General features: G+C 60.7%; 22 protein-coding genes and 5 pseudogenes. 11 read left to right on the plus strand and 16 right to left on the minus strand.

What is annotated here, in order from left to right; genetic code table 11:
- Window positions 1-509: DUF3530 family protein (locus CFY91_RS14600; protein ID WP_133063700.1), on the minus strand; the 509-nt coding region annotated here is incomplete at its 3' end.
- 169 nt (window positions 510-678) lie between these two features.
- Between CFY91_RS14600 and rpe the strand changes: the two genes are divergently transcribed.
- The 4 genes and pseudogenes from rpe to CFY91_RS14620 all read left to right on the plus strand — a co-directional run bounded on the left by rpe (window position 679) and on the right by CFY91_RS14620 (window position 5,096).
- The gene (gene rpe, locus CFY91_RS14605) at window positions 679-1,353 is read left to right on the plus strand and encodes a ribulose-phosphate 3-epimerase (protein WP_093987132.1); all 675 of its coding nucleotides are present in this window, start codon (window positions 679-681) and stop codon (window positions 1,351-1,353) included.
- Window positions 1,350-2,161, plus strand: a pseudogene (locus CFY91_RS14610) (phosphoglycolate phosphatase). The gene rpe and the pseudogene CFY91_RS14610 overlap by 4 nt, the downstream one beginning before the upstream one ends.
- Window positions 2,162-2,229: 68 nt before the next feature.
- Window positions 2,230-3,708, plus strand: a complete 1,479-nt coding sequence (gene trpE, locus CFY91_RS14615) for an anthranilate synthase component I (RefSeq protein ID WP_093987133.1) — start codon at window positions 2,230-2,232, stop codon at window positions 3,706-3,708.
- A gap of 188 nt (window positions 3,709-3,896) precedes the next feature.
- Entirely contained in the window at window positions 3,897-5,096 is a 1,200-nt protein-coding gene (locus CFY91_RS14620; protein ID WP_093987134.1) for a tyrosine-type recombinase/integrase, read from the plus strand.
- 76 nt (window positions 5,097-5,172) lie between these two features.
- Here CFY91_RS14620 and CFY91_RS14625 read toward each other — a convergent pair whose 3' ends face one another.
- Complete coding sequence (locus tag CFY91_RS14625) at window positions 5,173-6,021, minus strand: hypothetical protein (RefSeq protein WP_093987135.1); 849 nt, start codon at window positions 6,019-6,021, stop codon at window positions 5,173-5,175.
- 402 nt (window positions 6,022-6,423) lie between these two features.
- On the opposite strand from CFY91_RS14625, the gene CFY91_RS14630 reads away from it, so the two are divergent.
- Both CFY91_RS14630 and CFY91_RS14635 read left to right on the plus strand, forming a co-directional pair.
- Window positions 6,424-6,618, plus strand: coding sequence for an AlpA family transcriptional regulator (locus tag CFY91_RS14630; protein ID WP_003279762.1), 195 nt, complete (start codon window positions 6,424-6,426; stop codon window positions 6,616-6,618).
- A 301-nt stretch (window positions 6,619-6,919) separates the two neighbouring features.
- Window positions 6,920-7,576, plus strand: coding sequence for an inovirus Gp2 family protein (locus CFY91_RS14635; RefSeq protein WP_093987136.1), 657 nt, complete (start codon window positions 6,920-6,922; stop codon window positions 7,574-7,576).
- Between the two features lie 94 nt (window positions 7,577-7,670).
- Here CFY91_RS14635 and CFY91_RS15940 read toward each other — a convergent pair whose 3' ends face one another.
- The 10 genes from CFY91_RS15940 to CFY91_RS14685 all read right to left on the minus strand — a co-directional run bounded on the left by CFY91_RS15940 (window position 7,671) and on the right by CFY91_RS14685 (window position 19,048).
- Window positions 7,671-7,871, minus strand: a complete 201-nt coding sequence (locus CFY91_RS15940) for a hypothetical protein (RefSeq protein WP_133063701.1) — start codon at window positions 7,869-7,871, stop codon at window positions 7,671-7,673.
- A 438-nt stretch (window positions 7,872-8,309) separates the two neighbouring features.
- Complete coding sequence (locus CFY91_RS14645; protein WP_090351964.1) at window positions 8,310-8,984, minus strand: DsbA family protein; 675 nt, start codon at window positions 8,982-8,984, stop codon at window positions 8,310-8,312.
- Entirely contained in the window at window positions 8,981-9,415 is a 435-nt protein-coding gene (locus CFY91_RS14650) for a disulfide bond formation protein B (protein ID WP_090351962.1), read from the minus strand. Before CFY91_RS14650 ends, CFY91_RS14645 begins: the two co-directional genes overlap by 4 nt.
- A 268-nt stretch (window positions 9,416-9,683) precedes the next feature.
- Window positions 9,684-10,010, minus strand: coding sequence for a DUF2790 domain-containing protein (locus tag CFY91_RS14655; protein WP_093987138.1), 327 nt, complete (start codon window positions 10,008-10,010; stop codon window positions 9,684-9,686).
- 146 nt (window positions 10,011-10,156) lie between these two features.
- Window positions 10,157-13,276, minus strand: coding sequence for an efflux RND transporter permease subunit (locus tag CFY91_RS14660; RefSeq protein ID WP_093987139.1), 3,120 nt, complete (start codon window positions 13,274-13,276; stop codon window positions 10,157-10,159).
- 14 nt (window positions 13,277-13,290) lie between these two features.
- Window positions 13,291-14,400, minus strand: coding sequence for an efflux RND transporter periplasmic adaptor subunit (locus CFY91_RS14665; RefSeq protein ID WP_090212125.1), 1,110 nt, complete (start codon window positions 14,398-14,400; stop codon window positions 13,291-13,293).
- A 9-nt stretch (window positions 14,401-14,409) separates the two neighbouring features.
- Window positions 14,410-14,952, minus strand: a complete 543-nt coding sequence (locus CFY91_RS14670) for a hypothetical protein (protein WP_093987140.1) — start codon at window positions 14,950-14,952, stop codon at window positions 14,410-14,412.
- 29 nt (window positions 14,953-14,981) lie between these two features.
- A complete protein-coding gene (locus tag CFY91_RS14675) occupies window positions 14,982-16,271 on the minus strand; it encodes a TolC family protein (RefSeq protein WP_093987141.1) in 1,290 nt (429 codons plus the stop codon).
- A gap of 133 nt (window positions 16,272-16,404) precedes the next feature.
- Entirely contained in the window at window positions 16,405-16,764 is a 360-nt protein-coding gene (locus CFY91_RS14680) for a DUF2946 domain-containing protein (protein ID WP_093987148.1), read from the minus strand.
- 148 nt (window positions 16,765-16,912) lie between these two features.
- Window positions 16,913-19,048, minus strand: coding sequence for a heavy metal translocating P-type ATPase (locus tag CFY91_RS14685; RefSeq protein WP_443096544.1), 2,136 nt, complete (start codon window positions 19,046-19,048; stop codon window positions 16,913-16,915).
- Window positions 19,049-19,423: 375 nt separating this feature from the next.
- On the opposite strand from CFY91_RS14685, the gene cadR reads away from it, so the two are divergent.
- The 5 genes and pseudogenes from cadR to CFY91_RS16485 form a co-directional block, all read left to right on the plus strand.
- A complete protein-coding gene (gene cadR, locus CFY91_RS14690) occupies window positions 19,424-19,888 on the plus strand; it encodes a Cd(II)/Pb(II)-responsive transcriptional regulator (protein WP_093987143.1) in 465 nt (154 codons plus the stop codon).
- Window positions 19,889-20,068: 180 nt separating this feature from the next.
- Entirely contained in the window at window positions 20,069-20,317 is a 249-nt protein-coding gene (locus CFY91_RS14695) for a DUF2933 domain-containing protein (protein ID WP_093987144.1), read from the plus strand.
- 91 nt (window positions 20,318-20,408) lie between these two features.
- A pseudogene (locus CFY91_RS14700) lies at window positions 20,409-20,681 on the plus strand (hypothetical protein); the annotation flags it as partial.
- Window positions 20,682-20,752: 71 nt separating this feature from the next.
- A pseudogene (locus CFY91_RS16250) lies at window positions 20,753-21,183 on the plus strand (IS5 family transposase); the annotation flags it as partial.
- Window positions 21,182-21,982: pseudogene (locus CFY91_RS16485) on the plus strand (type I restriction enzyme subunit R domain-containing protein); the annotation flags it as partial. The pseudogenes CFY91_RS16250 and CFY91_RS16485, both read left to right, overlap by 2 nt.
- Here the strand turns inward: CFY91_RS16485 and CFY91_RS16260 are convergent.
- The 4 genes and pseudogenes from CFY91_RS16260 to CFY91_RS14730 form a co-directional block, all read right to left on the minus strand.
- A complete protein-coding gene (locus tag CFY91_RS16260) occupies window positions 21,967-22,167 on the minus strand; it encodes a hypothetical protein (protein ID WP_093987149.1) in 201 nt (66 codons plus the stop codon). The pseudogene CFY91_RS16485 and the gene CFY91_RS16260 sit on opposite strands and share 16 nt — an antisense overlap.
- A gap of 12 nt (window positions 22,168-22,179) precedes the next feature.
- Window positions 22,180-22,677, minus strand: coding sequence for a RadC family protein (gene radC, locus CFY91_RS14720; RefSeq protein ID WP_093987145.1), 498 nt, complete (start codon window positions 22,675-22,677; stop codon window positions 22,180-22,182).
- Window positions 22,649-23,600 (minus strand): annotated as a pseudogene (locus CFY91_RS14725) (recombination directionality factor). Before CFY91_RS14725 ends, radC begins: the two are co-directional and overlap by 29 nt.
- A gap of 92 nt (window positions 23,601-23,692) precedes the next feature.
- A complete protein-coding gene (locus CFY91_RS14730; RefSeq protein WP_093987147.1) occupies window positions 23,693-24,697 on the minus strand; it encodes a YqaJ viral recombinase family nuclease in 1,005 nt (334 codons plus the stop codon).
- Between the last annotated feature and the right edge of the window lie 183 nt (window positions 24,698-24,880).

Genomic DNA, 24,880 nt, shown 5'->3' on the forward strand with positions numbered 1-24,880 from the left:
TCGGTCTCGGTCTCGGTCTCGCGGGCCTGCTCGGCGGGCGGCGTTTGCTCGCTGCTTGTCGTTGCGGGGGGCGGCGCAAGAGGCAGTACGGCGGCCGGGAGTGGCGCTGGCTGGGGATCTGGCAGGCTCAGGCTCAGGGTATGCCAGCCGGCTTCCGGCAGCTTGCGGCGCAGCGGGCCAATGGCTTGTGGCCAGTCGGCACTTTCACCATCGCCAGGCAGCAGGATGACCAGGCCGGCTGCCTCGGCCTGATTAGCGGGTTGCCAGAGGGCCAGGAAGGTTTCATCTCCCGCCTGCAGAGACTGCTGCTCTGTCTCGGGCAGGCGAACCTGCAGGGTCTGCTGAACCAGTTCGCTGGCTTCCGGGAGTGGCGGGCGTGCCGCTACGCTGCTGGGGGTGTCGCTTGCCTGGCTGTCGCCGGTGCTTTCAGCGCTGTTGCTGGGCTCCTCGGCCTGCGCGGGGTGCAGGCCGAGGATCAGGGCCAGGGGGATCAGGCGTTTCAGGTTCATGGGCATCTCGCTACTAGCCGATCGCGGTGGATACTTGGCAGCCTAATAGCAGACCGGGCGTTTGTCAGGTGGCGACCCGCGACAAACAGGGTGCTTGCGTTATACGCGCTGCCAGGCAGGTCGTCGGGCGGGTACAATGCGCGCTTACCGTGATTTGCCGAGGTGCCGCATGCAGTCGTTCGCCATTGCCCCGTCCATTCTCTCTGCCGATTTCGCCCGTCTGGGCGAAGAGGTCGACAAGGTGCTTGCCGCTGGCGCCGACATCGTGCACTTCGATGTGATGGACAACCACTATGTGCCCAACCTGACCATCGGTCCGATGGTCTGCGCGGCGTTGCGCAAGTACGGCATCAGCGCGCCGATCGATGCGCACCTGATGGTCAAACCGGTGGATCGCATCATCGGCGACTTCATCGAGGCGGGCGCATCCTACATCACCTTCCACCCGGAAGCCTCGGAGCACATCGACCGTTCGCTGCAACTGATCCGTGACGGCGGCTGCAAGGCCGGTCTGGTGTTCAACCCAGCTACCCCGCTGGATGTGCTCAAGTACGTGATGGACAAGGTCGACATGATCCTGCTGATGAGCGTCAACCCCGGTTTCGGCGGGCAGAAGTTCATCCCCGGCACCCTCGACAAGCTGCGTGAAGCCCGCGCGCTGATCGATGCCAGTGGCCGTGAGATTCGCCTGGAGATCGACGGCGGCGTCAATGTGCAGAATATCCGCGCGATTGCCGAGGCGGGCGCGGATACCTTCGTCGCCGGTTCGGCCATCTTCAACCAGCCGGACTATAAAGCCGTGATCGACGCCATGCGTGGCGAGCTGGCTCAGGTGCGCGGGTGAACACATTGCGCCAGCTGTTCGCCGGCGGGCTGCCGCGCCTGGTGATGTTCGACCTGGATGGCACCCTGCTGGATTCGGTGCCGGATTTGGCAGCGGCCATCGACCGGATGTTGCTGCAGCTGGGACGTGCGCCGGCAGGGGTAGGCAAGGTGCGCGACTGGGTGGGCAATGGCTCCAGGGTGCTGGTGCGTCGCGCCCTGGCCGATGGTTTGGAGCATGCGCTGATCAGCGAAGAACAGGCGGCGCCGGCCCACCAGCTGTTCCTCGCTGCCTATGCCGATTGTCATGCGTTAAGCACGGTCTATCCGGGCGTGCGCGAATGCCTCGACTGGCTTGCCGCGCAAGGCATTGCGCTGGCGCTGGTCACCAACAAGCCGGAGCGCTTTGTGGCACCCTTGCTGGAGGAAAAAGGCCTGGCCGGTTACTTCCGCTGGATACTGGGTGGCGACAGCCTGCCGGTGCAGAAACCTGATCCGGCCGCGCTTAACTGGGTGCTGGAAAAGGCCGGCGTAGCGGCGAGCCAGGCACTGTTTGTCGGCGACTCGCGTAATGATGTGCTGGCCGCCCGGGCTGCCGGTGTGCCCTGCGTGGCGGTGAGCTATGGCTACAACCACGGCCGGCCGATTGCCGAGGAACAGCCCGCCCTGCTGCTGGATGACCTGCGCCAGTTGGTTGCTTCGTCGACGGTGCTGGGGTAGTGTGATTGGCAACTTTCAAGCCCGCCTGCAGAGATCGGATCGTGGTGGTTACCCGCAAACAGTGGATGCATGTCCTCAAGGCTCTGGCCCGCTGGCGCTGGCGCGCCTGATACATGCCCGCCGGCTGGCCCGGCCTGTTTGCTAACGACTGAAATACCCTCACGCCACGAGGCTGATCATGACCCGCGAAGAATTCCTGCGTTTGGCCGCTGCCGGCTACAACCGCATTCCCATGGCCCTGGAAACCCTGGGCGATTTCGACACGCCGCTGTCGATTTACCTGAAGCTCGCCGATGCGCCCAACTCCTACCTGCTCGAATCGGTGCAGGGCGGCGAGAAATGGGGGCGCTATTCGATCATCGGCCTGCCGGCGCGTACCGTACTGCGCGTGCATGGCCACCAGGTAACGGTGAGTGTCGACGGCCAGATCGTCGAACAGCTCGACAGTGACGATCCGCTGGCCTTTGTCGAGCAGTTCAAGGCGCGTTACCAGGTGCCGAGCATCGAGGGCTTGCCGCGTTTCAATGGTGGCCTGGTCGGTTATTTTGGCTACGACAGCGTGCGCTATGTGGAGCGCAAGCTGGCCGCCGTCAGCAAGCCGGATCCTTTGGCTACTCCGGATATCCTGCTGATGGTGTCCGATGCCGTGGTGGTCTTCGACAACCTGTCGGGCAAGCTGTACGCCATCGTGCTGGTCGACCCGACACAGGGCGAGGCTTTCGAACGTGGCCAGGCGCAGTTGCGCGAGTTGCTGAACAAGCTGCGTCAACCGATCACTCCGCGTCTGGGTGTGGACCTGAGCAAGCCTGCGGGCCAGGAGCCGGACTTCATCTCCAGCTTCAAGCGCGACGACTACGAGGCGGCAGTGGCTGCCATCAAGGAGTACATCCTGGCTGGCGACTGCATGCAGGTGGTGATCTCCCAGCGCATGTCGATCCCGTTCCGTGCCGCGCCCATCGATCTGTATCGCGCGCTGCGCTGCATCAACCCGACGCCCTACATGTACTTCTTCAATTTCGGCGACTTCCATGTGGTCGGTTCGTCGCCGGAAGTGCTGGTACGCGTCGAGGACAGCCTGGTCACCGTGCGTCCGATCGCCGGCACCCGCCCACGTGGCGCGAGCGAAGAGGCCGATATCGAGCTTGAGCAGGATCTGCTGTCCGACGCCAAGGAAATTGCCGAGCACCTGATGCTGATCGACCTGGGGCGCAATGATGTCGGACGGGTTTCCGCGACCGGCAGTGTGCGGCTGACCGAGAAAATGGTCATCGAACGCTATTCCAACGTCATGCACATCGTTTCCAACGTGACCGGGCAGCTCAAGGCCGGCCTCACGGCGATGGATGCCCTGCGCGCCATCCTGCCGGCCGGCACGCTGTCCGGTGCGCCCAAGGTGCGCGCCATGGAAATCATCGATGAACTGGAGCCGGTCAAGCGTGGCGTGTACGGCGGTGCTGTAGGCTACTGGGCGTGGAACGGCAACATGGATACGGCCATTGCCATTCGTACCGCGGTGATCAAGGACGGTGAGCTGCACGTGCAGGCCGGCGCCGGCATCGTTGCCGACTCGCAGCCGGCCCTGGAATGGGAAGAGACCCTGAACAAGCGCCGCGCCATGTTCCGCGCGGTCAGCCTCGCCGAACAGTCCGTAGAGTAAGGGGCCCCACCATGCTGCTGATGATCGATAAGCAGCATCGGCTTCTTGTGGTGTCCGTTGGCGTCTACGCATCCCCATCAAGCCCAATGTTTAAGCGGGTTTCACGTTCGTTGGCGTCCATGGCGTCCGTTGGAATCTACGGATAATGCGGGTATCGTTGCGGGTATCAAAGTACGGATACCCGCACTATGCCTCTTACCGATGCCAAGATCCGCAACACTAAGGCTGGCGATAAACCCCTCAAGCTCACCGATGGTGGTGGGCTTTACCTGGAGATTCGCCCGACCGGTACCAAGCTATGGCGTTTGCGCTATCGCATAGACGGTAAGGAGAACGTGTTTGCAATTGGTGGCTATCCGGAGATCGGCCTGGCCGATGCGCGTGATGCGCGGGAAAAGGCCAAGCCGCTGATTCGTCAGGGCATCCATCCATCGCACAATCGGCAGGCTGAGCGACTGGCTAACAGCGCTGCCAATGCGAACACTTTCGAAGCGGTTGCCCGCGAGTGGATCAAGAAAAAAGCCCCAAGTTGGACGCCATACTACTTACGGCAGGTTGAGCGGTTCATGGCAGCCGACGTCTTCCCCTTTGTTGGGAAGTTGCCGATACGCAATGTTTCTGCTGCGCATTTGCTTGAGATCCTCAATCGAATTGAAGGGCGAGGGGCCGCCACAGTTGCCTTGCTCGTAAGGCAGTGGTCATCGGCAGTGTTTCGATATGCCGTCGCGACATTGCGTGCAGATGCCGACCCGGCTGCGGCCCTGAAGGGGGCTATCCAGCGTCCCAGGGTGCAGCACCACAAGCCGCTCACCCGTGATCAGATAGCGGAGTTCTCTAAGGCCTTGGAGCAATACGGTGGCTACAGAGCCACGGTAATCGCGCTACGTCTGATGCTGCTCACATTCGTTCGCACTGTAGAGCTGCGCAAGGCGGAGTGGATTGAATTCGACCTGGATCGTGCTGAATGGCGAATCCCGGGTGAGCGCATGAAGATGCGTGAGCCGCACATCGTTCCTCTATCGAGTCAGGCAGTCGCACTGCTCCGTGAGCTAGCCACCCATACGGGCGGTCGTCGCCAGCTTTTCCCGAACCTTCGCAATCCGAACGAATGCATGACGGCAACGACGCTGAACCGTGCGCTTGAGCGCATGGGATTCAATGGGAAGGACAGTATCGGTTTTTCGGCTCATGGCTTCCGCGCAACAGCTTCGACAATGCTGAACGAAATGGGATATCGCGCAGATGTTATCGAGCGTCAGTTGGCGCATGCCGAGAGAAACAAGGTGCGCGCAAGTTACAACCAGGCGGAATATCTGGATGAGCGACGCCAGATGATGCAGGCCTGGGCTGATGATATTGATATGAATATTTCAAAGGGGCGCCGTTGAGTTTCATTTAGGGGGGGGCTGGATTAGCGTACCATCCCCTATTGAAATTATCTGGCTTCTGTTTGATTCGAATTGACTAAATTAACTTCGTTAGAGCTTTTCTTTCTGGAATATAAATTCCTTTTTCCTCTTCCATTTGAAGAAGTATTTCCAGTACTTCGGTTCTTCTTAAATCATATTTGCCTGCTAGCTTGTCAAGGCGATTAATTGCCTTTTCAGATAGGATGAAGTTGTATTGTTTTTTTCCTGTTAATTTTGCTCGATATTTATTTTGGCTCCATCGTTTCTTGATGGACTCCATAAGTAGTATTTTATCTGATGTGGTAATGAACTGGATTTCGAGCAAGATTATAAATTCTTCTTTTTCTTTTGGGGCGTTTTCTTGGTATGCCAGGAGTGGAAATTTCTTTTTAGTTATTTCCCATGCGGTTTCTAGTCTTTGTTCGATGTCGCTGCCATCAAACCATTTGAATATCTGGTCTAATCTCGAGTGCTGTTCCCATTCAAATTTTATTTGATTGATGTTCCATGACTTGTGGGTTTTTTCTATTGCCCATATGTCCACCATGGCAATGGTAAAAGCTCTGCCCGTCAAGTTGGTTGGCGGCAGGATGGGCTGATAACCGTGTTTTTCAATAAGCTTTCTAGATATAAATAAATTTTGTCTTTTGTTGTTTGTTATCCACTCTAAATCTTTTTCTGGCAGCAAGAATAAGGCGCTTTGTGCCTCAATAAGCTCTGCGTTTAATTGAGTGTTCTGGATGATATCTGCCATGCGGTCTCGCATGGCAGGGCTGCCGAGCTCCCCGAGATTGGCGTGTGGGGCTTGGCTTTTCAGGAAGAGCCATAGCCAGGTGCTTAGCCTGCTATCTACATTGAGACCGTTCAGCGTTTTCTGGAGTCTGTCGTTGATTGCGCTAGCCATGACGTAAGCTCTTTATAATTTAAACTCTAGTAGAATTGCTGTGGTATTTCAGGCCAATTTATGTTGTGTTTCGGGTGTATTTTAGTGGTTCCATAGAAGTTTTAATCAGTCGTAGGCGCAGTATACATGGGGGCTAACGGATGGGGCAGCGTTCTGAATCGTCTTTTCAGGTCGATTCAGTGTCCTGTGGCTAGGTTGGTGGTGGGTGCGTTACCGCGCCGTGCGATCAGGAGCTGGCTTTGATCGTCGGCCTCGCTTTCTAGTTACAGAGAAAGCCAGGTGCAGAAGGGCTGTGCGGGTGGTTGTTCGGTAGGTGTTCCTCGCCGTCTATGGGTGGTGCCTTGGCGGCGTGTAAAAAAGTACGGGGAAGCCAGATCTGATGAGTCAAGTTAGGAGCTCATCATGAAAGTAATTCGATTGCAGCAGGTAATGGAGATGACCGGTCTCGGGCGCTCCACAATTTACAAGTATGTTTCCGAAAGTTGGTTTCCGAAGCCAATTCCCTTGGGAGGAAGAAGCGTGGGTTGGCTGGAGGGTGAGGTGTCTGAATGGATACTGGAGAGGGTGGCAGAGCGAGATATTCAAGAAGTTGCTTAAGGTGAAGCACCAGCTGTTCTTGTAAGTAGTTGGTTGTCACCACAGTCGGGGCGAGCCCGGCTGTGGTGATATTTTACGCGAGTAGTTAGTTTGAAGTTTTTATGGCGTTTGTCTGTGTGGGCTTGTCTGATTTCCTGGACTTTATGAGTTTTTCTTCTCGGTATTGGTAGTATGCTTTAGTAGTATGATTACTGGTATATGAATGGCACCCACAAGTGCCATTCATAGGGTTGAAGATTGATGTCTGTTAAAATCTACTTGCTGTTAGAAGTATATGAATCTAACAGTGAGGTGTTAAGTAATGTTACGTCATCATCAAAACAAAAATCTACTCATTCATTATGGGGGTGACTATTGTGGACTGCCAGTCCAGAGCGATAAGGGGCCATTTTTTCAGCAGTATCTAGAAAAGCTTCGTGGTGTGATTGATAGTGCTCTTCAGCAGTACTCTAGAGTGTTGGCTTTTAGGATTGACCTGAGGTTTCCAGTTGGAATCACTCTCCCAGATGACCATTGCACTAATAAGGTAATAGAGCGCTTTATAAAGTCGCTCAAGGCGAAGATTTCCAATAATCGGAAAAATGCACGTCAAGAGAACAAATATGCACATGACAGCGTTGTGCGATTCGTATGGACGCGGGAAGTTGGGTCGAATGGAAAGCCACACTATCACATGGCTATTTTGCTGAATTTTGATGCGTTTAATGCCCTCGGTAAATTTGAGACAGGAAGGGACAACATGTTCAATCGTCTCGAACAGGCGTGGGCAAGTGCCTTGGGCTTATCAGTGGAGGCCGTCAGAGGGCTGGTGGAGATACCGGCCAATTCTGCCTACTGCCTACGTCGTAATGATCCGCAGAGTCAGGCTGATTTTTTCTATAGGGCCAGCTACCTCTGCAAGGTTGCTACCAAGGTCTACGGAAATGGCCAGCATGGTTTCGACGCAAGTAGGCTCTGATTCCCCATAGTACTGTCGCTTGCGTTGGGCCCGGCTGGGCTCAAATAACCCTGGCAGGTTAGGTTGGGGAGTCTCTATGGCACTGGGTGGATGACTAGGAGCTTGCTCCAAGCGCCGCCTGTGCCTTGTGGATCACTTCCATCAGCAGGCGCTCTTCAGGTTCGCTGCCTGGTTGATCAGATAGCTGGCAGAGTCGATCTTGAGCTTTGCGCAAAATCCCTCTTTCCGCGCGGTCTGTTTCGCGAGCTAGACCGTCTAGGTCAATCAGCAGTGCTTGTATCTCGCCGGTACTCATTACCGTATCTCAGCCAGGCAGCGGCTACGTAAAGCGGAGTCTTGGATTGCATAGCAGCGACCGGGGTCATTGTGGGCCAGAGCCAGGCAGTAGGTTCTGGCGTCAGCGTCTGCGATGTTATAGCAACTGGATGAGTCGGCGGCGCTTGCTGCTGACGTGAGGCCAAGCAGCAGGCCGGCAAGATAGCGACTGATCATGGTGAGTGCTCCCGGGGGTCGAGAGGTCATCAGTGAAAGGCCTAGGGAGTAAAATGTGGCATTGGTGACCCAGCTCGAGGACTCTTCATGAGCCAGTCAGCGCGTACAACGGTAAAGTGCCAAGCCCCTGGTGACGGCTCGGCGGATGTCATCGGTGCCATCCCGGCAGCACCACTCGCAGGATACCGACGCGACTCCCGGCAGGTGGTGGACTGTAAGCTCTATCAGCGCACCCTTGGTGTCAGTTCCTGGCCTTGGCGACTTCGCTGCGCACCAGATCGCGCAGTGGCTCGGGGCCGAATTTGTCCAGCGCGTGGCCATTGACGAAGAAGGTCGGGGTGCCCCGGATACCCACTGCCTTGACGTCCTGCATGTCCGTCTCCAGCACAGCGTCGACGCCGGGCGCATGCATGTCTGCGCGGGCCTTCTCCACATCCAGACCGGAGCTCTCGGCGGCGGCCCAAGCTGCGGCCACCCTGGGGTCGTCGTGCCAGTCCGGCTGGGCAGCGAGAACGGCCTCCAACACCTGCGAGTAAAGGTTCTGCTTGCGCGCGGCCTCCAGCATGCGAGCCACCTCCTCGGAGCCCTGGTGGAACAGTACGTAGCGCAGCACCAGTCGCACGTCGTTAGGGTTCTCGGCGAGGATCTTCTTTACATACGGGTAGAAGGCTCGGCACGCCTCGCAGGAGGGGTCGAAGAACTCGACGATGGTCACCGGCGCCTGTGCTGGGCCGAATACCGGCGAGTGGAAGCGGACCAGGTTGCCTCCATTGGGCGCGTCCATTGGCATCTGGGCAGGCCCTTGGGCCTGCTGCGGCGGTTGCGACGGCGTGACCTGTGGGTAGAGGAAAACGGCCACGGCAAACATGGCCAGGATTGCCACGCTGATGATCAGGACCAGGGCACGGCGGTTCATGGGGTAGTTCTCCAGCGAATGACAAGGAGCAGGATGGCGATCAGGACGAAAGCGAACAGGGCCAACATCGGCAGCGGCACACCGCCGAAGATGGTCATGCCGGCGCCCGAGCAGGACGGTCCTGTGGCCGTGCAGGGCTGGATCGGCTGGGGAATCAGCCCCGCGTAAAGCAGCGTGTGGACGAAGGCCAGTGCCACGCCGCTGCCGGCCAGCGGCAGGGCGTAACGCCAGATGGCGAAGTCCGAGCGGTAGCAGGCAATGGCCAGGATCACTGCCAGTGGGAACATGAAGGTGCGCTGGAACCAGCACAGTACGCAGGGGGCATGACCCATCACCTCACCGATAAATAGGGCGGAGAGGCTCGACAGCAGCGCCACCAGCCAGGCGAGTAGAAGCAGTGGCCAAGATCCGGAAGATGATGACGTACTCATAGGTCCCTCCTTATGTAATGAGGACAGCAGCGGACAGCCATCCCATTGACTTGAAACATGACGATTCCTCCCAGATTGGCGGTTTCAGAAGGGCTTGTCGGGATCATAAATCCCATAGGAGATTCCCAAAAAATCGGCGCCACTGGGACGCCGAGTGTCTGGGAAGGGGCAACGCCCAGACGAAAACACTTTCAACCACACGGCTGCAGTTAGCCGCTCCTTACATTAGGTGGGGCCATTTGTAGGCGGCTTGTCAGCAGATCCTCGCTCAGCCGCGCGGGCATCCTCCTCCGACTGTTTGGTACTCAACCGTCTGGAGCGCGCCCTTCGAGTCGAGGAAGGTCATCCGAGCAGGCACGACGCCACAGACCTTGGCCTTGCGTGTCACACTGATCACCTTGACTACATCGAGCTCCATGCCATAGCGATACTTCTCCACTTTCGGAGCGGGTTTCCCGAGCTCTGCGGCATACGCTTCCATGGCGCGTTGGTTCTCCTCGATGAGCCTGCCAGGATCTCTATCGAAACCAGCCGACATTGCGAAGGAAGAGACGGTAAACATCGAGATGGCCAAAATTGCTTTCAGGGTTTTCATTTGAATTCCTCTATCACTTCGGTAATTTGACGAGTGCTGCTTCAGCGACTTCGGCTTCCGGATCACTTGTCGGCAAACACGGTTATGTTGTGGTACGCAATACCGCCCCGGAGGGCTGTGATTGCGATGAAAAATGAGGTGATCCATCAGAAAGCCCCCACTTCACGCTCGGCCATCAGGCGCTCGGTGTCCTTGCGGCCGAACAGCCAGAACATCACCGGGGTCAGGTAGGTATCGAGGAGGGTCGAGCTGATCAGGCCGGAGAAGATCACCACCGCCACCGGATGGAGGACTTCCGTACCCGGACGCTCGGCCTCGAACAGCAGGGGCGCTAGGGCGAAGGCGGTGACCAGAGCGGTCATCAGCACCGGACTCAGCCGCTCGAGGGAGCCACGCAGGATCATCGCGTGGTCGAAGTTCTCGCCCTCGATGCGCATCAGGTTGATGTAGTGGCTGACCTTGAGGATGCCGTTGCGCACCGAGATACCGGCCAGGGTGATGAAGCCGATCAGCGCAGCAATCGACAGCGGCTGCCCCGACAACCACAGGCCGAGCACCGCGCCGACCAGGGCCAGCGGGATGTTGACCATGATCAGCGCCGACAGGATTGCCGATTTGTAGCGGCTGTAGAGCACCACGAACATCAGGATCAGCGAGACGATGGACAGCAGGCCGACCAGACGCGACGCTTCCTCCTGAGCCTGGAATTGGCCGCCCAGGGTGATGAAGTAGCCTTCCGGCAGCTTGGTCTCGTCGACCACCTTGCGGATGTCTTCAACGATCTCCGACAGCGGGCGCCCTTGGGCGTTGGCCGACAGCACGATGCGACGCTTGCCGTCGTCGCGACTGATCTGGTTCGGGCCGTCGCCGTCCTCGATGCTGGCGATCCGCGACAGCGGCACCCGACCGGTCGGGGTCTCGAACAGGATGTTGCTCAGCCCCTCCGCCGAACGCGCCGTTTCGGGCAGACGCACCACCAGGGCGAAACGCCGGCCACCCTCGACGATCTGGGTGACCTTCTCGCCCTCGACCAGGCTCTCCAGCGTCGCCAGGATCTGCGGCGCGGGCACGCCGTACTGGGCGGCGGCGGCGTAGTCGATGCGCACCTTGATCTGCGGAGCCAGCACCTGCTTCTCGATTTCCAGGTCGGCGATGCCGGGAATATCCGCCAGCTTGCTGCGCAGGGCATCCGCCTGACCCCGCAGGGTATCCAGATCCTCGCCGAAGATCTTGATGGCGATCTGCGAGCGCACACCGGACAACATGTGGTCGATGCGGTGCGAGATCGGCTGACCTATGCCGATGGCCGCCGGCAGATTGACCAGCCGCGAACGGATGTCGCCGGTGATCTCATCCATCGAGCGGGTCAGCTCGGCGGCCGGCTTGAGACCGACATCCAGCTCGCTGACGTGCACACCCTCGGCGTGCTCATCCAGCTCCGCGCGGCCGCTGCGGCGACCGACGTGGGTCACTTCCGGCACTTGCATGACCAACTGCTCGGCCTGCTGGGCCAGCGCCGAGGACTCCGCCAGAGTCACACCGGGGTTCAGACGCAGGCCGATCAGCAAGGTGCCCTCGTTGAACGGCGGCAGGAAGGTCTTCGGGAAGAACGGCACGCTCGCTGCCGCGATCAACACGGCAATGCCAGCTACGACTACAGCTGCCTTCGGACGCTGCAGGACGGCTTGCAAGCTGCTGCGATAGCGGCTTTTCAGCCAAGCCAGCAGCTTGGTGTCGCCATGCTCCAGCGACTTCATCTGCGGCAGCAGATAGAAGGACAGCACCGGGGTGACGGTCACCGAAACCACCAGCGAGGCCAGGGTCGAGACGATGAAGGCGATCCCCAGCGGTACGAACAGCCGCCCTTCCATACCCGGCAGGGCGAACAGCGGCAGGAACACCAGCACGATGATGATGGTGGCGTAGAGGATGGCCGAACGCACCTCCATGGTCGCGTGCCCCACCAGTTCCAGCGGGTGCAGGCGGTGCTCTGGGTGCTTGGCCCGCTCCACCTTCAGCCGGCGCAGCACGTTCTCCACGCCCACCACGGCATCGTCGACCAGGCCGCCGATGGCGATGGCCAGACCACCGAGGGTCATCGTGTTGATCGACAGGCCGAAGTACTTGAACACCAGACCGGTGATGAAGATCGACACCGGAATGGCCGTCAGCGCGATGATGGTGGGCCGCAGCGTGCCGAGGAAGAAGAACAGGATCGCCGCGACGAACACCGAGGCGCCGATCAGCTTGCCCTGCAGGGTGCTGATCGAGGCCTCGATGAAACTGGCCTGGCGGAAGGTGACTTGGGGGGCCTCCATTCCGGCCGGCAGCGACTTGCGCATTGCCCCCAGCGCCGCCTCGATGGAGCGGGTCAGCTGGATGGTATCGGCCGTCGGTTGTTTCTGGATGCCGAGGATCACCGCGGCCTTGCCTTCGAAGCCGGCGTCGCCGCGCTTCAGGGCCGCGGCAAAGGTCACTTCGGCGATCTGCCGCAGCAGGATCGGCTGGCCGTTACGAGCCGTGATAGCCAGGCTCGACAGATCCTCCAGACTCGACGTCCGCCCCAGGTTGCGAATCAGGTACTCGCGTCCATTGAGTTCAAGGAAGCCGCCGGAAGTGTTCGACGAATAGCCCTTGAGCGCCTCCTCCAGTTGCGTATGGCTGATACCCAGCTCGGCCATGCGCGCCGTGTCGGGCTGGACCTGGAACTGGCGGACCTCACCGCCAATCGGGATCACCTGAGCAACACCGGGGATCGCCATCAGGCGCGGACGCAGCACCCAGTCGGCGAACTCGCGCACCTGCATCGGGGTGGTCTTGTCCGCATCGATGGGGATCGCGATCTGCATGATCTCGCCCATGATGGAGCTGATCGGTCCCATGCGCGGGATCACGCCCGGTGGCAAGCCTTCCTCCATCGCGGAGAGCCGCTCCGACACCATCTGCCGGGCCCGAAAAATCTCCGTGCTCCAGTCGAAGGTGACGTAAATGAACGACAGCCCGCTGCTGGAGACCGAGCGCACGCTCTCCACGCCGGGTAGACCGTTCATCGTGGTCTCCAGCGGGAAGGTGATCAGTTGCTCGACCTCTTCGGCGGCCATGCCGCCAGCCTCGGTCATGATGGTGACCGTGGGCTTGTTCAGATCGGGAAAGACGTCCACGGGCATGCGTGACAGTGTGAATGCGCCGTAAGCCATCAGCACCAGGCTGGCGATGATCACCAGCAGGCGGTTGCCGAGGCTGTTGTCGAGGAGCCACTTGAACATGGGTCAGGCTCCCTTCAGCGAATTTGGTTGATCAGGCTGGCGGCCTGCGTCACGACACGATCCCCAGAGGCAAGCCCACTGGTCACCACCACGGATACCCCGTCCAGCGCGGCAAAGGTGACCGGGCGCGGCACGAAGTGCTCCGGGGCGGTCTTGACCCAGACGACATTCTGGTTGGCAGCATTCTTCATCAGCGACGCTGCTGGAACCCGGATGCCCTGGGTACGACTGGCGGTCTGCACGAAGACTTTCACCGGCTGCCCCACGGCAAGCCGGGACAAGGCGCTGCCCTCGCCCTGGAACAGCATCGGCAGGGCCTGATCGCGCAGGCTGCGGGCCGCGCCGATGAAGGTCAGCGACACACGTTCGCTGCCCACCGCCAGAGTGGCTCCCGCCACATCGGCCGCTTGGTTCAGGTCGTAGGCCAGCGCTTCGATACGCAGACGGGAGGGATCGACTACCTCGAACACCAGTTCGCGGGCGTCGACGACCTGGCCGGCGACGGCATTGGTCGAGGCAATCACCCCGGAAACCGGCGCAACCAGTGCGTCCCGCGCATTGACGCCCGAACTCAGCGCAGCGATTTGCGCCCCCAGACTCGCGGCCTCGCTGGCCGCTGCCTCGATATCCTTGCGCGGCACCGTATCGGCCAGCTCGCGCAAGCGCGCCAGGCGCTGGTCGGCAAGGCCCTTGGCCGCCCGCAGTTGGGCCAGCTGCGCAGCCTGATTGGCCCGTTCGAGGACATCGCCGGTCGCTACGACATAGGCCAGCACCTCACCTTTTTTCACCACCTGCCCGACGCTGGGAAAGCCGCGCGGTCCAGCCACGAGGCGCCCAGCCAGCACGGCCTGAACCATGCCGCCGGCATTGGGGTCCATCACCACCTTGCCGGCCAACTCCAGCGAGCGCGGCAACTCGGCCGTCTCGAGCGGCAAGGTACGCACCCCGATCTGGCGTTGCGCCGGCTTGGGCAGGAATACGCTGCCGTCGGGCAGTCGCTGCGGGCCGTTTCCGTTGGTTGCAGGCGCTTCTTCGCCATGGTCATGCCCTTCGCCAGCCCAGGCTGGCGAGGTCAGGGACAGCAGAGCCAAGCACACCGCGGAAATCAGAAAATTAGCTTTCATGGAACACCTTCACGAATGACGAGGAGCGACACGGGCGCGGCGCATAGCCCAACCCAGCAAGGCGAGCAGAACCAGCCCGCCGGCCCCCCAGGCACCATAGGTACCCCAAGAGGCGCCAGATGCAGACTCTTCGGCGTGCTCTTCGTGGATATCCAGATCACCGCTCAGCAGCTCCGTGCGCTGGCCGACGACGACCTTGGCCTTGATGGCGATCTCGCCCTCCTCGGGCTCTGCCGCCAGCTCGGCCTCAAACTCGCCGGCTTCGTGCTGCTCGGCCTCGACCTTGACGCCGCCAATCTCCAGTTCGAGGCTCGCGCCCTCGACCGGACTGTTATCGGCTGCATGGTCGAGCCACAGGGTGAGGTCGTGGCCATCGAGCACGCCGACCAGCTCGAAGGTGTCGGAAGTCGCTGCGAAACGCGGCAGGGCCGACCCTGTCGGAGTGGCCGGTGCTTCGCCATGGTCATGCCCCTCGCCGGCTTGAGTGGCCAGGGGGGCGGCAGCGATCAAGATCGCTACAGTGAAGGCTGTCAGCCTTGGAAACAGTGTCATTTTTGCAGTCCTGTAGGTTCGTTCCGGGCTTATTCGGGCAGCAGACCCAGTGCCTGACGCAGCGAGGAGATCGCCGCCGCCTGATCGAGTCGGGCCAGGGCGGCCTGACGCTTGGCGTCGGTCGCCTCGAGTTCGATACGCAGGCGCGTCGGCAGATCGGTTTCGCCGAGACGGAAGGATTTTTCGAAGAAACCACGCGACTCCTGGGCGAGCCGGGCACGCTTCTCGGCAGCCGTCATTTGGGCGCGGGCGGATTCGAACGCCAGCCGGGCGGCCTCCAGCTCGCCGAGCAGGCGCTCACGCGCCAGACGCGCCTGCACCTCGGCCTCGATGGCCTCGGCCTCGGCCGTGGCTTGCTTGGCACGATTGCGGCTGCCCGAACCAAAGGGGATGCGAATGCCTAGGGTGAGGCTTTCGTCATAGGACTCCCCCGGCTCGCGTTCGCGGCTGGTCGACAAGGTCAGCTCGGGATTGGCTCGGGTCTGCACGCGAGCCAGCTCGGCCGAGCGGCGGGCGACCTCGGCCTGATCCAGCAGTGCGGACACAGTCGGATGCTGGGCATCCAGCACAGAGAAGTCGGCGGGCAGCGCGGGTACCGGCTCACCGGCAGCAACGCCAGGCGCAGTCTCTTCGCGTCCCACCGGCAGGGTGCCGATCAGGCTGCGCAACTGCTGCGCAGCCGTCGTCAGCGCACTCCTGGCTCGCGCCGCCTCGATCTCGGCCAAAGCCGCAGCACCCTCGGCCTGGTGCTGATCGGCCAGGGCCAGCTCGCCCGACTTGACCCGCTTGGCGACATCGGCAGCGAGCTGCCGGGCATTGCCCTCGCGCTCGCTGGCCAGGCTCGCTTCGACCCGGCTGCGTTGCCACTGCCAGTACGCCTCGCGCACTTCAGCAGCAGTGCGCAACTGCGCAGCCGAGGCGCGACTGGCGGTGGACTGGGCCTCGGCCTCGGCCACGGCGCCCGTACGCGAGCGCTCACCGGGCAGCCACAGGGGGATGGCGAGGCCGACATTGTGCTCGCGGCTGCCATCGTTGCCATTGAGCTGGTCGCCTTTGCTCGACAGCTCCAGGGCCATGGGCTCGGCGGTCCAGCTGTCGGCGACAGCTCGACGGGCAGTGGCCGCCTCACGACGCGCAGACGAGGACTCCGCTTCGGGCTGACGCGCCCACGCGGTATCGAAGGCTTGCTTCAGCGATAAAGGACCGGCAGTGACCGACTGCAGGCTGGAAGCACTTGGCGCTGTCTGCGCCAACGAACTGCCGGTGGCCAGCACGAGCAAGGCACAGGGCAGCCATTTTCTGGTTTTGCTTGGGAACATCCCGACTCTCCAGTGATGAAAAAGCTCACGGGGAATCGGCGAGACGCCATCAGCTGGCTCGCGGCACGCCAACGCTCATCGTCGGTGACGATGGTCATTGGACGGGGCAGGGAGAGAGGAGTCGCCTCGCCGATCAGGCGAGGCGGGCCCAGGCAGGGCGCTCAGGCGGAGAGGATGGCCGGGACAGCGGATGAGCCTGGAACCCTGTTTTGCCAGCTGACGAGCTGTTCACATCGAACAGGGCAGCATCGGAAAAGATCGGCGTGAGGCCAGCGGAAACGCAGGCGTTGCAATCGCCATGCAGGTTCTTGCCGCTTTGGGGATCGGGACCGTCGTCGTCCTCGCTTCCCGCCTGGCTTTGGTGCTGATGGAAGTGGTGACCGAAATGCTTCGTCTGGTTACCCGATTCGTGCTGGCAATAGCTACCCAATGCAGCCCAACCGAGCTGCAGCGGCATCATCACCAGCAGGAGAATCGTTAGCCAACGGCGCATAAGTACTTGATCGTAGATAGATTGGTTATGTGAAATCTTAACAGCTGCAGTCTGGCAAGAAAACCTGACGGGACCGACGGCCCGCATTTTCCAGCCTGGCTTGCACCCATGGATCGGCACTCGTTGAGCGCAGGAGCACGCAAACCCTCTACTTGCGCAGCAACCGAAGCCCGTTGGCTACCACCAGCAAACTCGCCCCCATGTCGGCAAACACCGCCATCCACAGAGTAGCCTGCCCGGTGAACGTCAGCAGCAGGAAGACCGCCTTGATCCCGAGGGCTAAAGCGATGTTCTGACGCAGCACCGTTGTGGTCGCCCGCGAAATCCGGATGAATGCGGGAATCTTGCGCAGGTCGTCGTCCATCAGCGCAACGTCTGCCGTCTCGATGGCGGTATCCGTACCCGCCGCCCCCATGGCGAAGCCAATGCTCGCCCGGGCCAGCGCGGGCGCATCGTTGATCCCGTCCCCCACCATGCCGACCGCACCGGCCTTGTCGCTCGTCATCAGCCCTTCGATGGTCTTGAGCTTGTCTTCCGGCAGCAGCCCACCTCGAGCCTCGTCGATGCCGACCGAGCGGGCAATGGTTTCGGCGGTATGGATGTTGTCGCCGCTGAGCATCAGGGTTTTCACCCCGAGGGCGTGCAGCTCACTGATCGCTTCGCGACTGGTTTCTCGCACCGTGTCGGCCACCGCGAAAATGCCCAGGACTTCGTGCTGGTTGACCAGCAGCACCACCGACTTGCCTTGACGCTCCAGGGCAAAAAGCTGCGCCTCGATAGCTTCCGAGCACAGCCCCAGCTCCTCGATCAGTCGGTGGTTGCCCAGCTGGTACAGATGATCGTCGATACGACCACGCACACCACGCCCCAGAATGGCAGCCAGATCGGCCACCGGGTATAACGTCAAGCCGGCTTCGTTTGCCGCGCGGGCGACGGCTTGCGACACCGGATGATCCGAGCGCGCAGCGAGGCTGGCCGCCAGAGAGTGAACCCGAGCCTCGTCTCCGCGCAAAGACATGAAGTCCGTCTGCACCGGTTTGCCATGGGTGATGGTGCCTGTCTTGTCGAGTGCCAGCGTGGCTAGCTTGCGCCCCTCCTCAAGGTACACACCGCCCTTGATGAGAATGCCCTTGCGGGCGGCCGCAGTTAGGCCGCTGACGATGGATACTGGCGTGGAGATCACCAGCGCACAGGGGCAGGCAATCACCAGCAGCACCAGCGACTTGTAGATCCAGTCCATCCACTCGCCGGACAAGAACAACGGCGGTATCACCGCTGTCAGCCAGGCGATCAGGAACACTGCCGGCGTATAGATCCGCGCGAAGCGGTCGACGAAGCGCTGCGTCGGCGCCCGACTCCCTTGGGCGGATTCGACGGCATGAATGATCCGGGATAACGTCGAGTGACTGGCTTCGGCCGTCACTCGAAATTCGAACGACCCCGTCTCGTTGATCGTACCGGCAAACACGCTGTCACCCAGGCTCTTGTCCACCGGCAAACTCTCGCCGGTGATCGGAGCCTGGTTCACGGTCGAATGCCCCTGGGTCACCACGCCATCCAGAGCGACTCGCTCACCTGGTCGCAGACGCACTATGGCCCCCACCGCTACCTGCCTGGCGGGCACCCCCAACCAACTGCCATCCGGCTGCTGGACGGTGGCCGTTTCCGGAGCGAGTTCCATCAGGCTGCGAATCGCGTTGCGCGCACGGTCGAGCGATCTGGCCTCGATCACCTCGGCTAGGGCGAACAGGAACATCACCATGGCCGCCTCCGGCCATTCGCCGATGAGCATCGCCCCGGTAACGGCAATCGACATCAGCGCGTTGATGTTCAGGTTGCGGTTCCTGAGGGCAATCCAGCCTTTCTTGTAGGTTGAGAGTCCGCCTACACCAATCGCCAGCACGGAAAGCGCCACGACCAGCCAGTGATTGCCACCGCTCAACCAGTGCACGACCTCGGCCAGGATCGCACTCACGCCCGCCACGGCCAGTGGCCACCAATGGTGGGTGCCGGTAGACGGTTCGGCAGTGCCGTTGGCAACGCTCGGCTCGACACTGGCTTCGAGGCCGATGGATGTCAGCGCGCCCAAGATGGCATTCAGGCTTTCGGGACGGTGCGTGACCGTCAAACGGCGTTGCAGCAGATTGAAGTCCAGTGACTCGACGCCAGGCATTCCGGTCAGCTTGTCGCGAATCAGCCGTTCCTCGGTGGGGCAACACATCTTCGCGATGGTCAACACCGTGCACACCTGCTCGGCTGGCGGGGCAAGACGCAGGGCCTGCATGCCGATGGCGCGCAATCCAGCTTCGACCGGTTCCAACGAATCGAGCTGATGGTTCACCGTCAGCGTGCGCTGCATCAGGTTGAACTCCAACCCTGTCACTCCGGCGAGCGGCTCAAGCTTGCCGCGAATCAGTCGCTCCTCGGTGGGACAGTCCATGTTGTCGATGCGGTACTGCACGACCTTTCCCGTCCCGCTGGCAAGACTCTTCGGTTCCGCTAACGACGTAGTGGAACAACCGCACCCAACAGCATTGCACTCACCCATGCTGTACCCCCAAGCCTGACGTTGGGCACGAGTAAACAACCTGTAGCGACTACAGAGTCAAGAGCCTATGCTGCAAGTAGGAGTCACCAGATCCAGTTATCGGAGAGCAACGTGAAAATCGGTGAGCTGGCCAGAACCACGGGCACCCAGGTCGAAACCATCCGCTACTACGAACGCGTGGGGCTACTCGCCTCGCCCGCCCGCAGCGACGGCAACTTTCGCATCTACACTAAAGCGCATGTCGAAAGGCTGTCCTTCATTCGCCGTTGCCGCATGCTGGACATGACACACGCCGAGATTCGGGGACTGCTCCACTTCAAGGATGCCCCCAGCGAACACTGCGCCGATGTGAACGCCCTACTGGACACGCACATCGGCCATGTCACAGCGCGCATCGAGGAGCTCCGCCAGCTGGAGCTACAGCTCAAGAGCTTGCGCGAGTGCTGCAACGAGCCGAGTACCGCCGCCCGCTGCGGCATCCTCCACGAATTGTCGCAGCCGTTATGCGAGGGCGAAACGAGCGAGGGCAATCACGTGCGCTGCGCACATTCAGGAGGCACCTCCCATCAGCGGTAGCTGGGTCCACCCACTACATCACCGCTTATTCCTGAAGCTGTGCGAAATGTAATGCTGCGCTCAGCTTGCTGTCAGCCTTGGCGGTCTAGGATAGGACTGGAAATGTTTCTGTCTGGGCGTTGCCCCCTTTCTTGAAAAGCAGTGCCCACTGGACGTCGTTTCTTTCAGGAATCCCCTGTCATGCGCCATACCAGCTCCCCCAGCGAACCCAGCGGCTCCTTCTGGCGCAGCAAGCCCGGCATTGTCCTGGGCATGCTCGCTGTCATTGCGCTGTTCTACCTGGCCCGAGAACACTACGCCCATGCGGCAGGCTTGCTGCCCTACCTGATCCTTCTACTCTGCCCGTTCATGCACCTGTTCGGTCATCACCATGGCAGCCACAGCCATCACGTAACAGAGCGCAATGATTCAGACGAGAAGGAAAAGTAGCGCATGCCTGCCATCCCACGCCGATTGCCCCGGGCAGCGGAGAGCAGAGCATGAATTGTGGGCGCCACGGAGCGGAACTAAACTCCCGTCCATGAAACGTTCCCTGCGGCTCTGCCTGATTTTCCTGATCAGCCTGGCGCTTCCCTTTGCAGGGATGGCAGGGGTGTAGGCGCCGGTGGAACCCTGCCCAATGCAAGCGATCATGGCGGACACCATGGATATGACGCCCTACTGCTGCCAGGACATGGACAGCTCCGCCGAGCATGGCAAGCCCAGCAAGACGGGACAGGAATGCAAGACCGCCAGCCTGTTGCAGGTGGTGACGATCAAACCTTCCGCTCCCCTGACCGCCCCCATGGCGGTGCTCGACACCCTAGGGTTTGTCTGAAAAGTCTGTCTGGCTAAAATCGCGTCCCCATCGCTTTGAGCCCAGCCATGTCAGGCCGTTATGAAATTTCCGCCCAGCGCTGGGCGATGATCGAAGCCATCGTTTCACCGCCTCAGCACATGGGGCGCCCCAGGCGGGATGATCGCCAGATGCTCAACGGCATCTTCTGGATTCTGTGCTCGGGCGCCAAATGGCGCGACCTACCCGAGCGCTATGGCCCTTGGAAAACGGTGTACCAGCGCTTCAGGCAATGGCGCGATAACGGCACCTTCGAGCAGGTTCTACGGCACTTGCATTTGCGCCTGCGTGAAGATGGCCTGATCGATCTGGACACCTGGATGGTCGACTCGACCTCCATTCGAGCGACCAGAGCCGCCAGCGGTGCTGGAAAAAGGGGGGCGCGCGAGAACCGCAGCACCACTGTCTCGGGCGCAGCCGAGGCGGACTACCACCTGTTCGGTTTCACTGGTACGCCGATCTTTGCGAAGAACTCGGCAACCGGCGGCAACCCACTGCGCCGCACCACCGAGCAGGCCTTTGGCGACAAGCTGCACACCTACACCATCGTCGATGCGATCAACGACAAGAACGTCCTGCCGTTTCGCATCGACTACATCAACACCCTCAAGATGCAGGCGCGGATCAAGGACAAGCAGGTCTCGGCCATCGACACCGAGCGCGCCCTGCTGGCGCCGGAGCGTATCAGCCAGATCGTCGGTTATATCCGCGAGCATTTTGATCAGAAGACCAAGCGCGCCAGCACCTATCGCCATGACGGCAAGCGAGTAGCAGGCTTCAACTCGCTGTTTGCCTGTGCCTCGATTGATGCGGCCAAGCGTTACTACGCGGAATTTTCCGCGCAGCAGCAGGCGCTGCCCGAGGCCCAGCAGCTTAAGGTTGGGCTGATCTACAGCTTTGCCGCCAACGAGGACGACGAAGACGGCCTGCTTGGCGAGGAGGAGTTCGAGGCCGAGGGGCTGGATCAAAGCTCGCGGGATTTTCTGGATGCCGCGATCAAGGATTACAACGCGCTGTTCGCCACCAGCTTCGACACCTCGGCGGACAAGTTTCAGAACTACTACAAGGATCTGTCGCAGCGCCTGAAGAAGCGCGAGCTGGACCTGGTCATCGTGGTCAACATGTTCCTGACCGGCTTCGACGCCACCACGCTGAACACCCTGTGGGTGGACAAGAACCTCAAGGCGCATGGCCTGATCCAGGCGTATTCGCGCACCAACCGCATCCTCAACTCGGTGAAGACCTACGGCAACATCGTTTCCTTCCGCAACCTGGAGCAGGAAACCAACGATGCGCTGGCCCTGTTCGGCAACAAGGACGCCAATACCGCAATGAGTATTGGCGGGAATCGCACCATCAGAAGCACCAACAGCAACAGTGCCAGGCACCCGGCCAGGATGCCGGCGAACATGGCTGCTGCCGCCAGGATACGTAATAGTTTCATTGTTTGCTTACCTCACAGATAACCCTGTTCCGCCAGCGACACGCAACCTTCGCGGCCCACGACGATGTGATCCAGCGTGCGCACACCAACCAGGTTCAGCGCCTCCTGCAGTTTCTTGGTGAGGATGCGATCAGCTTGACTGGGGTCTGGGTTGCCGGAAGGATGGTTGTGTACCAGGACCATGGCCGCAGCGTTGTATTTCAGGGCGATCTTGACGACCTCTCTGGGGTAAACGCTGGCGCCGTCGAGCGTGCCCCGAAACATCTCCTGGAAGGCGATTACTCGGTGGCAACTGTCGAGCATGAGCAGGGCGAAAACTTCGTGCTCGTAGTCGGCCAGCAGGGCCTGCAGGTGGCTGAACACCTCCTGAGGCGACGTCAGTGCTCGTCCCCGGCGCAGGCGCAGAGTGGCCAATTGCCGAGCCATCAGCAGAATGTCGGTTTCCGTGAGCGGCGACTCGGCCAGGTAGGTGCCGGTCGCTTCACAGGCCTTCAGTTTGTGCAGGCGCATGTGGGGCTCCTTCATGGTGATTAATCTGGGGGGGTATGACGCTGAGCTTGTGCGTCCAGCTTCTCGGTCAGGCTGGCTTTCGTTGAGCGCTGGGGAGTGGTGGTGGTTGGAGGTGGGGTTTCTTCGGTGGGGTAGAACTCCTCGACGATGGCGCCGACATCCTCCTCGCTGTCTTCGAAGGCTCCGTTGCCGAAGCCGCGTCGTGCCGCCTCATCCAAAGCGACCTGATTGAAGCCCGCAGCCTGGCGCCGCGAATCGAGTTCGCTGGCTGTCACCAGTGCTTCAGCCATGTCCATGCCGCCGCGTACCGTCAGATCGGCGTAAAAGATCGGCGTGCCATGGCTCTGTCGTGTCGACTTACCACGCAGACGCAGCTCCAGCGGCAAACAGGCCAAGCGATTACCCGAGATTGCCTGGAAGTAATGCAGACGAGCGGCGAGGGTGCGGATGCTGTTGAAGCCGGTGGTACGGAACACGAAGCTGCCCAGCGGATCCTCATCGCCAATGACCACGTTCAGTCGGCCGTAGGGCTTGCAGGCACCGCCTTTCGCCAGTGGGCAGGCATCCGGCGACGGGCAAGGCATCGACTGCATGCCGTCCTGGGTAACCCGTTTGCAGGTCTCGCCATTGCCGATGCAGACTGGTCGCCCCGATTGCCGGTCGAACAGCGTGTAGTCAGCCCTGAAGTTCAGCTCCGGCTCGTTGAACAGCAGGCGTACCGGAATACTGCGCAGCTTGTCGTCCTTGCCTTCGCGCAGCTCATCATTGAGTGGGTGCAACAGCCAGCCGTCCTTGCCCTGCACCTGGGACGTGATGGTGAACTGGTCATCCTTCTCCGGCAGCCGTTTGCCGTTCTTCTCGATGACCTTACCGATGGAAATCCGCCCGAGTACTGGTGGAGTGATAGCCAGACCTTTGAGCATGGTGAGTCTCCTGGAAATGAAAAAAAGGCCAGCCACGCAGCGCGAACTGCATGGGCTGGCCAAGGGGAGGGAGGGGATGGAAGTGCTGGGTTTCAGCCGACCAGGAAGCGCCGTGCACCCGGTTTCAGCAGTGGGTACTTGGCCTGCAGGTAGGGCTTGTCCTGGAGCAACTGCACGACATCGAGACCGATGCTGTCCTTGGCCTTGCGCCAGGAGACGTAGCCGCTGGAGAACTCCGCCCGACTAGCATCGCCCATGGCTTGCTGCAGGATCTGCTTCAGTTCAGCCTCGCGCTTCTCTTTGTCGGCAATCGACTGACGCACGGCTTTCAGCTCGATGTACGCAGCAGAAAGCCCCGCATGCTGGCTGAAGTCGACGACCTGGCCGTTGTCCTCCGGGTAGAGGCAGCGCAGCGCCGACTCGGCCGAAGCCGTGCCGTCAGCCGGCGGTGGCGTATCCGTCTCAACGTAGTGCCAGAATTTGCGCTCCAGCTCGATCAGGCGAGCGATCATCTGCTCGTCCCGTTCGATACGGTGGATCTCCAGCGTCTGGCCACCCAGCAGCACGGCCACATCCGCCGCCTGCTTGCCGGTGACGGCGAGCTGGTGCATCACCTGCAACTGCACATACTCAGGCACGCCCTCTTTCCAGAGGCGTGCCCCGTTTATGCCGGCTGTCTTGCATTCCAGGATCTGCACATCGTCCGCCCCGATTACCTCGCGGTCGATGTTAGCCAGCATCCAGGGCAACTCCGGATCAGGATGCTGCAGTACGGCGTTGATGCGCCGCACCTTGTTCTTCGTGCGCTTGCTGTAATGCCAGGCCACGATGGGCTCCAGCACGTTGCCCCAGTACATCGGGCTTTCCTCATCCTGAGGATCAGCCTTCGGCATGCCGGCATCGCGACCGGTCTTTTCAATCCACAGCTCCAGTTGCGACTTGTAGGGGTTCAGTCCTACGGCTGCGGCAGCGTCCGAACTGCCAATACCTTGCTTGCGGATCTGCAGCCAGTCTTCGCGCGGCAGCTCCTTGGTGCTGATCAGGCGTAGGGCTGGGCGGGGTTTGCTGGGGCTGCGGTTCAATGAAGTGGCTTTCATCATGTTTCTCCTGCAGGCATAAAAACGCCCAGCCAGCACAAGGCTGACCGGGCGGTTATGGTGGTAGGTGGATGGCTAGTTGGGGATATGCCGTTGACATATCCCGCTTGATTGACACAATGGGATATACGCAAGGCATATCCCGGGGAGGTTTCCATGGAACAAGGTGCAGTTTTTCAGAGC

It is taken from the genome of Pseudomonas fluvialis (assembly GCF_002234375.1).
Classification (GTDB): domain Bacteria; phylum Pseudomonadota; class Gammaproteobacteria; order Pseudomonadales; family Pseudomonadaceae; genus Aquipseudomonas; species Aquipseudomonas fluvialis.